The organism is Cohnella hashimotonis (assembly GCF_030014955.1).
Classification (GTDB): domain Bacteria; phylum Bacillota; class Bacilli; order Paenibacillales; family Paenibacillaceae; genus Cohnella; species Cohnella hashimotonis.
Map to the genome: position 1 here is coordinate 5,495,640 of NZ_JAGRPV010000001.1, position 13,270 is coordinate 5,508,909.

Genomic DNA, 13,270 nt, shown 5'->3' on the forward strand with positions numbered 1-13,270 from the left:
TCTACGAGAGGCGAAGGGCTACGACCGCTCGGATTCGCCCATCCCCCTTCTCTACGTGAGGCGATGGGATACTTCAAGCCTTTTTGCCCCGCTTCGCGTCGGCGCGCGCCTTGTTCCGGCTCACTCTGTAAGCCGTGATTCGACCGATCAGCTCGCGGGGCAGCGGCTTGTCCAGCGGAAACTGCACCGAGCCCTTCGCCCCTTTGTACGCCGACAGCTCGTCCTTGAACGCCGCAATGCCGTCCGCGCCCGGGTAAAAACCGATATGGTTTTTGAACGCGGCAAAGTGGACCAGGTTGCCGTGCAGCTCGAACGTCGGCATCTGGTAGCTGATCTTCTCCTTCGCTTCCGGCGCGACCGATCGGATTGTCTCCCGGACGTCCTGCAGCAGCCGCTGAATCTCCGGCGGGAAGGTCGCGATATAGGCTTCCGTCGATGCGAACGAGTTACCCTTTTCAACCATGGCAAGGCGCCTCTTTTCAATTCGGATTGGAGATGTCTCTATTAGTATATTTGAAAGGGAAGCTTTATGGAAAAGAAAAGAACGCATCCCCATGAGCGGAGACGCGGTCTACGAGATTCGTATCCCTGTGAAACCTTACGAAACAATGCCGATCGCGAACCCGTCGTAGCCTTTTACGCCGACCGTCTGAATCGCCGTGGCGTCGACGCCCGGCTCGGCCGCGAGCATATCGAAGAAGCCCCGGATGCCCTGCACGCGGTCGTCCGCGCTGTCCTCGCGAAGGATCTCGCCGTCGCGGACCACGTTATCCCCGATGATCACGGTACCGGGACGCGACAGCTTCAGCGCCAGCCCCAAGTAAGCCGGATTGTTCGGCTTATCCGCATCGATAAAAATCAGGTCGAACGGCGCCTCTCCTTCCTCCGCCATAAGGGACAATTGCGCAAGCGCCGGCCCCACCTTGACCTCGATTAAGCCGTCCACGCCGGCATGAGCGAAATTGCGCCTCGCCACTCCTGCGTAATGCGGCTCCAATTCAAGCGTCACCAGCTTGCCGTCCGCTGGCAGCGCTCTCGCCAGCCAGATCGTGCTGTATCCGCCGAGCGTGCCAATTTCCAAAATACGCTTCGCTCCCTGCATCCGGGCCAGCAGGTGAAGCAGCTTGCCCTGGTTGGCCGCAACGTCGATCGAGGGCAGCCCCGCGTCGCGATTGGCCGATAGCGCCTTTTCCAATGCTTCGTCCTTCGGGATCAGACGTTCCTCAATATACCGGTCGACCGCCGTCCACTTTTGCGATTCGCTCATTTCGATCACTGCTCCTTCAACTTGGCGAGTGGCTTTCTAATTCGTATTATAGAAGGACAGGATTCATAAATATAATATATCTTTCTGCAAAATACATAATCTACGTATATGAATAGAAGGAGAGCGCATCCGATATGAACCTGCAAGCCTTGCGTCTGTTTCACGTAATTGCCTCGACCGGAAGCGTGACACGCGCTTCGGAATTGCTCAATATCAGCCAGCCTGCCATTACCGCGCAAATTAAAAAGTTCGAAAAGGAGTTGTCTCTTCCACTCCTTCGACCCCATGGACGAGGCGTCGCGCTGACCGACCCTGGAGAAAAAATCGCGCAGCTCGCCAAGCGATTGTTCGCAGTAGAGCAGCAGATCGAACAGTTTGCGGGAGAATTCGTATCGGGCACGACAGGCCATATCCGTATTGCGGCGACTTATTTGCCCGCTCATTTTCTGATACCGGCGTGGCTCGCCAAGTTCAAGCTCCAATACGAGCAAGTCGAGATGCGGATTCACACGACCAATTCTAGCGGGGCATTGAAGCGGCTCATGAACCTCGAGGTGGATGCGGCCATTTACGGCGGATTGCCGGAGGAATATCCGGATACGATCGTAGCCGAGGAACTGTTCCAGGACGAACTGTGGTTCGTCGCGGCGCCGAACCATCGCTACGCGGGGCGTCAGGTTACGCTTAATGAGATGATGAGGGAGCCCTTCGTCATGCGCGAGAAAGGCAGTTCTACGCGCGAGCGGCTGTTCGCGCTGTGCAGAACCTTTAGCGCGCCTTCCCCTCGGATTACGCTTCAGTTCAACGGATTGCCGGAAGCCGTATCGGCGGTCGTCGCCGGTTACGGCGCGAGCTTCGTCTCTTCGCTGGTCGTACGCGAGCAAGTCGAACGGGGCGAGCTCTGCAGAGTCTATGTCGAGGATCTGCAGCTCCGCAATACGATCGCGGTATGCACGCGCAAAGGCGAAGCAATGCCCGCCGCCACCGCCAACTTCCTGCGCATGATACGGGAAAACCCGTACCGCGGCATCGGAAAGGCGTTGGACTAGAACCTGGAGCGACCCGAACGCTCCCCTTCACTTCGGGCAGCGCTGGCCGGCGGCGTCTCACATCCACAGCAAAAACGGGACGAAGCAAATATCGCTTCGTCCCGTTTGCAATAGACGATCCTCTCGCGGCTGCGCTTATGGCGTCGGCGTGCCGCCGTTCGCGTTCAGCGTCTCGCCGCTCACGTAGCTGGATTCCTGGCTCGCGAGGAACACGTACGCCGGCGCCATCTCCGCCGGTTGGCCCGGACGGCCGAGCGGCGTCGTCTCGCCGAACTTCGCCAGCTTCTCCGTCGGCTGGCCGCCCGCGACCTGGAGCGGCGTCCACACCGGGCCGGGCGCCACGACGTTGACGCGGATGCCCTTGCTCGCGACCTGCTGGGCCAGCGCCTTGCTGAACACGTTGATCGCGCCTTTGGTCGTCGCGTAGTCGAGCAGGATCGGCGCAGGCTTGTAGGCCTGGATGGATGACGTGTTGATGATCGTGCTGCCCGGCTGCATGTGCTTGATAGCCGCTTTGCAGATCCAGAACAAGCCGTACACGTTCGTCTTGAACGTCGCGTCGAACTGCTCCGTCGTCAGCTCGGCGATGTCCGTCACGAACTGCTGCATGCCCGCCACGTTCGCGAGGATGTCGAGGCCCCCGAGCTCGCTAACCGCGGTCTCGACCAACCGCTCGCAGTAGGCCTCGTCCTTCTGGTCGCCCGGCAAGGCGACGGCCCTGCTGCCGGCCTCCTCGACCAGCTTGACGACCTGCTGCGCGTCCGCTTCTTCCTCGGGCAAATACGACAGCACGACGTCGGCACCCTCTCTCGCGAAGGCGATCGCCACGGCGCGGCCAATGCCGCTGTCCGCGCCGGTCACGATCGCCTTGCGCCCGGCGAGCCGCCCCGTGCCGCGGTACGTCCGTTCGCCGCAGTCGGGAATCGGCGTCATCTCGACTTGGAGACCGGGCGGCTCCTGCTCCTGCATATATTCGGGTCCCGCTTTCGGATACTGCTTCGTCGGATCCTGCATCGCATATTGGTCGGCCATTGTGCAATCCCTCCATTAAGCGTTTCGCGAATTTTTAACTGATAGGCTCAAACTCCTTTCTATATAACCTTCCTGGCCTGCCTTTAAACGAGAATGCCGTTCCAATCGATCTCGATCGTCCGTCCGGCAGCCATGGAGACGTCCGCTCGGAAGCCCGCCACGTGACCGACGATCGAATGCGCCAAGGAGGTCGAGTAGCCGGCGTCCGGATCGCCCCGGACGACCCGCAGGAAATCCTCGACGAGCCGATGATCGCCGCCTCCGTGCATTTCCCCCGACACCTCGATGTTGACCTTGCGCTCCGAATAAACGCCGTCTTCCGTCCACGGATCGGGATGCCGGACGACGAACACGCCTTCTTCCAGCTCGCCGTAGATCTCTCCCGTGGTCCCCGTGATATGCACGGTCCGGCAAGCCTTGGCGGCGCCGCCCACGAGGCTGTGCACAGCCGTGCTCCCGTCCTCGAATTCGAACTGGACGACCTGGTGGTCCACGATGTCGTTGTCGCAGCGCCATACGCAGCGGCCGAACCGATTGTCGCCCGCCAGGCTCGCCAGCTTCTCCTCTTCGCGCAGCCGGACGCCGTCCAGATAACCCGGCCAAACGTAAACCGGCCACAGGCCCCGATCCACGTAGAGCGTTTTGGCGGAGTAGGGGCAACGCTCCTCGATCGGGCAATCCACAACGCATCGCGTACCGGCGCCTTCCGGCGCGCGGTCCTCGCGGAACTGCGATAGCCTGCCGAAGCTGCTGACGCGGACGGGCTTAACGCCGGTCTTGAACCAGGAGATCAAGTCGAGATCGTGGCAGCATTTGGCCATGAGAAAAGAAGATCCATCCCGCTCCAGGCTTGCGAACTTGCCGCGCACGAAGGCGGTCGCCATATGGTGATAATCGACGTTCTCCTCGGTCTGGACGTGGACGACGTCGCCGATCTCGCCAGCCTGGATGACCTGGTTCAGCGCCTGGTAAAAAGGCGCATAACGCAGCACGTGGCAGATCATGACCTTGCGGCCGTATGTCTCCGCGGTGCGGTAGAGCGCCAGCACCTCCGCTTCCGAGATGCCGACCGGCTTTTCGAGCAATACGTCGTAGCCCTTGCGGAGCAGCGGCAGCGTCGTCCGCACGTGGAGCGCGTCAAGCGTCCCGTTGATGACAGCATCGGCCAGTTGCGGGCCGGATACGAGCGCGTCTACGCTGTCAAAGCACCGGTCGGCAGGCAAATCGTACAGGCTGGCCGTATGCGCCCGCCGGACGGGATTGGGCTCTACGACGCCGACGATCCGCATCGCTTCGAGATGCTTCAACGAATAAGAGGCATAGTTCAACGCGCGGCTGCCCGCGCCGACGATGACGACGGTGACCGGCTCGCGCTGCGCGCCCATCGTTTCGGAAGTTCCGTTCACTTGGATTCACTCCTTGGCAAAATGACGGCGCAGGACGTTTGTCCTGCGCCGCGTTCAGTTAACCGATATGCGCCTTGATCGCCGAGTTGACCGATTCCCTCAATTCCAGCAGCCATGCGGCTTCGCGGGGATACGCGCTGAACGTCAGCGGCTCCTCGAGCCCCTCCTCGATCATCGTGAGTACGCGCTCGCGCCCGATCAGACTTTCGAGCAGCTGGAGCGCCCGCAGATCCTGGAGCCCTTCCTGGAACACCTCCATGCGGATCGATTCGACCGGCGTGCCGTCCGCCCCCGGATAGACGAGGAACGCGTCGCCGGAAGGAAACGTGCAGCCGGCATCAGTCACGCGGTACGGATCGATCGCCTCGACCGAATATTGCGCATTCCAGAAGTTGTAGCCCCAGTGCAGGAATCCGGCGATCCGGAACTTGTACAGCTGGATGCCGATCACGCGGTTGCGGGCTGACGGCATGTTGAAGAACCGGTTGGACACCTGCTTGTATTGCGCGCAGCAGTAGTAGGTCCACAGCTCCGGAACCCCCCGCTCCAGGAAGGGTCCGATATGATCGTTGGACGGGATCGGCCGCCGCACGAGACCCTGCTCGTAATAAGCGTAGTCGGTGAGCGCGTCGATGATCGGCAGCTCCCCTAGGTGCGTCTGCATCAGCTCGCTCGCGCTTCGGTACCAGGGCATATGGCCTTCCAGCGGTTCGTCGGAAATGTGAAAGTAGCTGCGGTCCATCAGTTCGCGCCGGCGAAGGAAGGTGACCAGACATGGCAGGAACGCGCCGAGAAACGCTCGGTATTCCTCGCCTGCCGAATCGGTGTCCCAACCGAAAATTCGCCTGTGCGTCCCATTGTCGTCGGCCATGATCTTGGGCGCGTGCTTCGCGCCCCATTGCGTGAACAGATGCGAAAACTCAAAGTAACGGATGCCGACGCGGTCGCACATGGCGATCCATCGCTCGAGACGTTCAAACCCGAATACGTAGCACTCTCCGTCCTTCGTTACGTCCACAAGCTGGACCGTCGGCCGCTCACCGCCGACCGCGGTATCGAGCGGCGGTGTGAACAGCGGCGTCAGCACCATGTTCATGCCATGACGCACGGCCGTATCCAGATAGCGCTCGATCAGCGACCAGTGCGCTTCGCCGAACACTTCCACGCCGTAATAATTCGCCAGACAATCGCCATGGAACCATTCGGTATGGATGAGCGTTTGCGGCGGCAGCTCCGCGTCCACGATCTCCAGCTCGAAGCGCTCCTCCCCGAGCGGTTCGCCGTCCTCGCCCGCGAACCGGACGACGACGGGATGATTGCCCGCAGGGGTGTCGGCATCGGTCGTTACCGTGACCCACACCGACCGCCACTGATGGCGAAAACCGGTTATGCCTTTTTCCTCCCGGATCGGGTACAGCGGATCGGGATACAAACCCGGCGTCGCCCGAAGGATGTGGTCGTCATGGTCATACTGGCTGGGCAGCTCCGCCGGCGACAATCCCACGGATCTCAGGGAGACCCGGTCTCCGAGCGTGGAATGCGCAGAGGCGACGATCTGCTTGGTCAGTCTCGGCGCCCGGTAGGCGACCTGAAAGGCGTAGGTCTCTCCCTTGAGCGCCGAGCCGCGCGCGTAAGGAACGGCGCGAAGCGGTTCGTCCGCGAATACCTTCTCCAGGGAATGCAGGCACCGGGTTTCGAATGGCGCGTCGGGGTGGGTCATGGCAATTCTCCTTCTGTTAGCTCTTTAGCTTATTTCGAGTCAGCCTTGCAGCCGTCGAACGGCCGTTACAGCTGTTTAAAGATGCGGTACAGCATCGCCGCGGTTTCCGCCCGCGTCGCGGATGCACCCGGACTCAGCTGTCCGCCGCTGCCTTGGACAATACCCGCGCCGACCAGTTCGGCCACGGCTTCCTTCGCATAGCCTGGGACGTCGGAGCCGTCTTTGAACAAACTCAGATTCGCCGGCTCGCCTGACAAAGTCAGCTTTCCCGTCAACTCAAGCGCCCGGGCGATCAGCACCATCATATCCTGCCGCGAGATCTCCGCTCTCGGATCGAAGTTGGTGCCGTCTATGCCGTTGGTGATACCGAGCTTCTTCACGACCGCGAGCGTCTCGAAGAAATAATCGTTCGGCGATACGTCGGCGAAATTGTCGGCGCCCTCTACGTCAGTCTCGAGGCTCAGCATGCGCACGAGCAGCGTCATAAAGTCGGCGCGCGTGATCGGCTTGGCCGGATCGAAAGTCGATTCGTTCGTGCCCTGGATGATGCCCGCCGCAGCGAGCGTGCCGATCGCTTCGTCCGCCCAGCCGTACTTCGCGTCTACATCCTTGAAGATCGCAGCGCCCGATGTCGGTGCCGGCGTAGGTGTCGGCGACGCGGTCGGCGTTGGCGTCGGAGACGGCGACGATACCGGAGATGGCGTCGGCGTCGACGTAGTTGTCGGCGTTGGCGTTGGCGTTGGCGTCGGAGTCGGCGTCGGCGTTGGCGTCGGAGATGTCGACGGCTCCGGATCCGGCGTGTCGCCCTCGACCGCGACTTCGAGCTTCGAGATGACGGCCTTCACCGGAATCTTGTTCGCGCCGGAGAACATGCCGATGCCGGCCAGGAAGTCGCCGTCTTCGAATTCGACGGTCGTGCTGCCGATCGATACCCATGCGTTTTCTTTATAATAAAACCCTTCGACGGTATCGCCCTGCTTGACCAGCTTCATCTGGAACGGCGCATCGATGCTCTTGCCTTGATAGTCCAGCAGCAGACCGGTCTGCGAACCCCAATACTTCTGCTGGGCAACGGGCTTCTGCGCGTCCAGAATGCTCTCCTCGTTGCGGAACACATAACGAAGCACCTTGCCGGTGCCGTCCGTGCGGAAATGCACGTGCTTGGAATCCGCCGTATCCTCCGCCCGCAGCATCAGGCCGACCGAAGCCGGATCGCCGGCGCCGAGCGAGTCGATGGTCGCGGTCAGCGTAACCTTCGCATTCGTGTCGTTCACGTGCACGGGCTTGCTAAAATACACGAAGTCGTCGGACACGTTCCAAACGTTGTCGCCTTGGCCGATCAACGTATAAGTCGAGTTTGCCGCCGTGGCGAAGCCGCGGCTGTTCGTTCCGTAAGTCCGCACGGACCAGTCTCCGATCGGGGACTGCTGCCCGTTCGGGAATACCGTGACGACCTTGGTAGCCGCCTTCGTAATGCCGTCCTTGACGGCGATCGCCTCGACAGTCACCTGTCCCGGCGCCAGCGCCGTGTAAGACGCATCGCCGCCGGTCACGCCGTCGATGCGCAGAACGCTGCTGTCGCTCGACGTGAACGTGACGTCGGCATCGGACAGATCCGCAGCCTGGTCGTCCTGCTGCTTGCCGACCAGCGGGATCGTGCCTGTGCCGCCTACCGTAAGGTTCGTATTCGCCATGTTGATGCTTACTTCCTTGAGCAGCGAATCGCTTACGCCGGAGTCGAAAGGCGTAACCTCGAACAGTCCGAGATCGTCCGCATAAGAAATGCCGGTCGTCGCATTGCTCTTATAAATGCGCACCCGCGCGCCCGTAATATCCGCTCCAGTACGGAAAGGCACTTCTATGCGCGTATACTTCTCTTCTTTGGTCGAGATATCTTTGTCTGGGCCGCCGTATTGGGTCACGCCGACGATAATCGTTTCGCCCGGTTCGTTGTAGACCCAAGCGACGAACTTATAATCCGTGTTCGGCTTAAGCCCGTTGACTTTCTGTTCGACGCCGCCGCCCTTGCCGAGCTTCAGCCTGGACTGGTAGCCTCTGTTCTTCCATACGTCATTCCCGGTCGCGTTCGGCACCTGCTCGAGCGTGGTCGTCGCCTGCGTCCATACGAGCCAGCTGTCCAGCGTACCGAAGCCGTTGTTCTTGACCAGATTCATATAAGGCGTAGCGATCTGCGTATACGACGGGTTCGGCGGGTTGTTGAAGTTCGGTCCGGCCGTCCAGTCCGCGCCGCCGTACTCGTATGCGCCCGCATCCGGCGCGGCGCCTGCAAAGCCGTCCGTAATCCCTTCGATGACGGCGCCCGTATTGATGGCCGTAGAACCGGCGCTTAGACGGAAGTTGCGGTTCGCCGCATCGACGAAGTTCACGCCGCTGGCCGATGTGACATTAAATCCGCTGGCCGTATCCGGCGTCAGATCCGCCTTGTTGGTGAAGATGTTGTTGTAGACGCGCGAGCCGTAAAGCTCTTGGGCGTACGGAGCCGAGCCCCAGTACCCGATGCTGCTCACGTCGTTGTTGGCGACGGTGTTATTGTAGATGAGCCGGTAGTTGCCCGGCGTGTTCAGCTGAATGCCGACGTTATTGTTGAAAATCACGTTGTGGTGCACGACCGCATTGTTGGCAAAATTGTCGAAATAAAGGCCGACGCTCATGTCCGTGCCCTGGCTGTCGTGAATCAGGTTGTGGTGAATCTCGCTGTTGCCCATATCTGCGCCCCAGCTGTAGATCAGCGCCCCGTCGCGGGACAGCCACATGCCGTCGTGGAAGTCGTTGTATTGAATTTCCGCGCTGCCCCGGTTCCAGTAAAGGAGGTAGCGCCCTGAATTATACAAGTCGTTGTGGCTGATCAGGTTCTGTGAGCCGCTTGTCAGCTTGACCACCGGATCGTAGGCCGCAAAGTAGCTGCCGTCGTGAATGGAATTGTTCACGAGCCGGTTGTTGCTGCCGTCGATGTTGACCAGCGTACCGGTAGAATAGGAAATTTCACTGTTCTTAATCTCGTTGTTGCTGCCGCTGATGTTGATGCCGCCGCTTAGCTGGTGGGCGACGGACGTGCCGTGCGATTCGGTCGAGAAGTACAAGTACTCGGCCGTGATGCCGTCGAGCACGTTGTAGCTTGCGCCGCCGTCCATCGGGATGCTGCCGGCGAACGTCTGCAGCCCTTCGACATGGATGTACGAGCGTCCGCTCAGGTCGAACGTCTTCATGCGCTGCTTGATCTCGACGTTCTCGGGCACGCCGCCGTCCGGCGCCCACAAATATACCTTGCGCGCTGCCGAGTCGACGTACCATTCGTGCGGCGCATCCAGCTCGCTGCGCAGGCCGGACAGGTAGAAGGTAGATCCGAGCTCCGGCCACATGTAGTCGAAGTTCTGAATGATGAGCGGGTAGCTTAGCGTATGCGTTGCTGCGTCAAAACCGGTGATCTTGGTCGACACCGGATCGTAAGCGTCGCCGCCCCGCATCCACATCGTCGCGCCGACCCAGTAATCGTCGGCCTGCGTCAGCTGATCGCTGGACAGCGTCGTTTCCGAGCCTCCGCTCGCAATCCCGACATGCTGCTTCAGCTGGGGAAACGTATAGTCGTCAATATTGGGCCATCTTGCCTCCCATAGCTTCGTGACGTTCCCGCCGTCCCGAATGAAAAGCTGGTTCTGGTCGCCCAAGCTGTCCATGCCTGCCGGAAGATCCGCAACATAAATATGTCCGGCATCCTGCGTCCAGCCGCCGATTTCTTCGGTGCCGCTGATGACGACCGTCGCGCCAGGCGCGGCCGCATAGGTAATCGGCTTGTCGCTCGTTCCGCTGACGGCCGGTTTGACCGTCTCGCGATAAGTACCCGATCCGATCAGGCACAGATCGCCCGGCTGCAGCACCTCGGCGCACTGGCTGATGGTCTGGAACGGCTCTTGTTCGGAACCGGCCGCATTGTCGTCGCCGTTCGTCGATACGTAATACGTAGCTCCCGTCACGCTATACGTAACCGATGCTACGCTCTGGTTGTTGCCTGCGTCCGTAACGATCGTCTCAGGCTCGGCCGCCTGAGCGCCCGCAACCGGAATCAATCCGAAAATCAATAACGCAATCATTAGTGCCGCCATGCTGGAAACAAGCTTTGATCTCTGTTTCTTGTACAAGAACCATACCTCCTCTTGTCTGATGGCGAATCGACGAACATCCGCACTCATAGACTAGCAGGACGTTAAAGAAAAAAAAGTGCAAAATCTGCACTTTCCCCCCTTGTTGCGCTCCTCGATATGGATTTTAGTGAATCGCGCGCCGCCTTCCTCTCACATTTCTATCACATTTCCCTTACATTCCCATCGCAACTCCCTTACATTCCCATCGACTTTTTGATCCGGTAATCCTTCGGCGTCGTCCCGAAGCGCTTCTTGAACAGCTTGAAAAAGTAGCTCTGCGAACTGAAGCCGACCTTCTCGGAAATTTCGTTGACCTGCCAATTGTTCGTTTCGAGCAGCAAAACGGCATTTTGCAGCCGAACCTCATTTATATAATCGGCCACCGATACGGTTTCGTACTTTTTGAAGATCCGGCCTACGTAAGCCGGCGACATCTTGAGCAGATCCGAGATCTCCTGGAGGCTGAGATTCGCGTTGGCGTAATTCGCTTGAATGACGTCTTTGATCGTATCGACGATGACCTGGACCTTGTTCTCGACGACGGCCTTGTGATCGACGAAGATCGCGGCCAGAATCTGCACGAACGCTTCGAAAATCTCGTCGAGCGTCTCCTTCTCGAACACGAGGCCGTCGATGGAGCGCAGATCGAGCGTCAGCGGCGATACCTTGTTCTGGTTGATCTCGCGGATCGTCTGCTTGATGATAATGCCCACGTGAACGACCGACTGGATGACCGCGTCCGAGCTCATGCCGGAGATGACGCCCCGAATCCGGTCCAGCTCCTGATGGACCTGCTCCTGCCGGCCAGATTTGATCCCTTCGATCAGCTTGCGTTCGAGCTCGGGCGGGATCTGGGCATCGTGGTTGTCCTGCTTTTCCCGAACGATCTCGGGCGTGATCACCGCGTTCGCGCCGACGTTCATCCGGTATTGCAAATAATCGAGCGTCCGTTCGTAAGAATAGGTCAGCTCGCCGTGCGACGCGACGAGGTCGCTAAGCGCCACCGTGAACGTAATGTGATAGAGATCGTTTACGATCGTTTGCGCTTTGCGCATCGACGCCGAGATCCGCTCGTACGTATCCTCGTCCGGCTTCCCGATGTCGAACAGCAGCACGAAATGCTCCTCCCGAAGATCCACCGCGTCCACGGGGAGAACCTCGGAGACGACCTCCTGCACGATGTTGGATACGGCGAACTGCAGCAGCTTCAGATCCAAACCCCGGGTGTCTTTGAGCTTCTTGTAGTCGTCTACCTTGATGACGCCGAGCACGAACGGCCACTCCAGGTCCGTCTTGAGGTACCCCCGTTCGCGGAAAGACCGCAGCTCTTCCGCCGTAATCGCGGTGCTGTCCGTTACGAGCTTGCGCAGATGATAAGAGCAGATAATATTTTCGTTGCCGGCCTGCCTGGATTGCTCCGAAGCGAGCTTGTCGACCAGACGGTCGTAGATATCCGTCACGTAGCTGAATTCGTCCTTGCCCTGCGGCCGATCCGTTGCCACGCCCGGCACGCGCTCGGTCTGCTTCAGCAGCACGTTGACCGGATTGTACAGCTTGTTGGACACGAACAGGGAAGCGAGCAGCGCCAGAAAAAAGGAGATCGCGGCCACGGTGATGAACACTTTTTTCAGCTGCTCGATCTGCGCCAGCACGCCCGTATAGGGCTCGATGTCCACGATGACCCAGTCCGTCGACGCGTTCGCCATATAGTTCACGATCAGCTTCTCGCCGTCCAGCTTGTAGGTGAATTGAGATACCGCCTGGTTCGAGGCGTCGATTCTTTTATAGATCTCGTCCTTGAGCTCGGACAGCCCTTCGTCCGCCGGCGCCACGGGACTGTAAATCTCCTTGTTCTGGTCGAGGATAAATATGCGGTTGGACGGATCGTCGGACCTCGCGTTCATCAGCTCGAGCTTCTGGAACAGCCACTCCGGTTTGATATTGATGATGAGAGCGCTGTCGGTTTTATCGTAAGCATCGATCGAATCGTACATAAATAACGAAAAGATTTCCTGGGAATTTTCCGGGCGCTCCGTGTTCGGCGCGTAGGCGATCGGCATCAGCTGCATTTTATAAATGGACTTGGTGCCGGCCAGATAGCTTTTCGTAATGTCCATGAGATTGCTCTTCGGATTCGAGATGGAATCGTCGCCGCTTGTGAAGTAAGTATCCCGCTTGCTGTTGTAAAAGACGATAGAGTGAACGAACGAGTTGTAGGCGATCGTCTTGTTGAGCTTGTTGATCCGGAGCGTATCCTCGAAGCGGTCCAGCTCCCGGCTGAATAATAGATGGGCCATATCGTTATCGTAATAAAGGGAGATGGCGAAGTTTTTGACCGTCTCGTTCATGTACGAAATGTTGTAGTTGATCTGGGAGAGCACCTTCTCGTTGGCTTCCCGCTGGGAATCGAGGCTGATCTTCCTCGAATACATATAGGCGGACAGCAAAGAAGCGAGCATCGATGCCACGATCAACAGATTGATCGAGAGCATGATGCGCATCAGGTATTTGCGTTCTCTGTATTTTCGCAGGTAGTGTGTCATGGCTGATCCCCTCCATCTCTACCTTAACAGGAATACAAACGAAGAGAAAAGTGCAAAATCCGCACTTTTCTCCATTCCGGACAGTCCAAAAAG

Annotated in this window: 8 protein-coding genes; 1 reads left to right on the top strand and 7 read right to left on the bottom strand. The window is 59.1% G+C overall.

The window, feature by feature from the left end; translation table 11 throughout:
* Positions 1-73: 73 nt before the first annotated feature.
* Positions 74-463: an iron chaperone gene (locus tag KB449_RS22305; RefSeq protein ID WP_282910451.1), complete on the bottom strand. Its 390-nt coding sequence runs from the start codon at positions 461-463 to the stop codon at positions 74-76.
* A gap of 135 nt (positions 464-598) precedes the next feature.
* The gene (locus KB449_RS22310) at positions 599-1,267 is read right to left on the bottom strand and encodes an O-methyltransferase (RefSeq protein WP_282910452.1); all 669 of its coding nucleotides are present in this window, start codon (positions 1,265-1,267) and stop codon (positions 599-601) included.
* Between the two features lie 134 nt (positions 1,268-1,401).
* Between KB449_RS22310 and KB449_RS22315 the strand changes: the two genes are divergently transcribed.
* Positions 1,402-2,316: a LysR family transcriptional regulator gene (locus KB449_RS22315; RefSeq protein ID WP_282910453.1), complete on the top strand. Its 915-nt coding sequence runs from the start codon at positions 1,402-1,404 to the stop codon at positions 2,314-2,316.
* A gap of 135 nt (positions 2,317-2,451) precedes the next feature.
* Here KB449_RS22315 and KB449_RS22320 read toward each other — a convergent pair whose 3' ends face one another.
* From KB449_RS22320 to KB449_RS22340, 5 genes are all read right to left on the bottom strand, one after another.
* Positions 2,452-3,348, bottom strand: coding sequence for an SDR family oxidoreductase (locus tag KB449_RS22320; protein WP_282910454.1), 897 nt, complete (start codon positions 3,346-3,348; stop codon positions 2,452-2,454).
* Positions 3,349-3,431: 83 nt separating this feature from the next.
* On the bottom strand, positions 3,432-4,754 hold the full coding sequence (locus tag KB449_RS22325; protein WP_282910455.1) for a Gfo/Idh/MocA family protein: 1,323 nt from the start codon (positions 4,752-4,754) through the stop codon (positions 3,432-3,434).
* Between the two features lie 58 nt (positions 4,755-4,812).
* Entirely contained in the window at positions 4,813-6,474 is a 1,662-nt protein-coding gene (locus tag KB449_RS22330) for a DUF4091 domain-containing protein (RefSeq protein ID WP_282910456.1), read from the bottom strand.
* A 65-nt stretch (positions 6,475-6,539) separates the two neighbouring features.
* The gene (locus KB449_RS22335; RefSeq protein ID WP_282910457.1) at positions 6,540-10,631 is read right to left on the bottom strand and encodes an S-layer homology domain-containing protein; all 4,092 of its coding nucleotides are present in this window, start codon (positions 10,629-10,631) and stop codon (positions 6,540-6,542) included.
* A gap of 197 nt (positions 10,632-10,828) precedes the next feature.
* Positions 10,829-13,177 (bottom strand): AraC family transcriptional regulator, encoded by a 2,349-nt coding sequence (locus KB449_RS22340; RefSeq protein ID WP_282910458.1) that lies wholly within the window; start codon positions 13,175-13,177, stop codon positions 10,829-10,831.
* Positions 13,178-13,270: the final 93 nt, after the last annotated feature.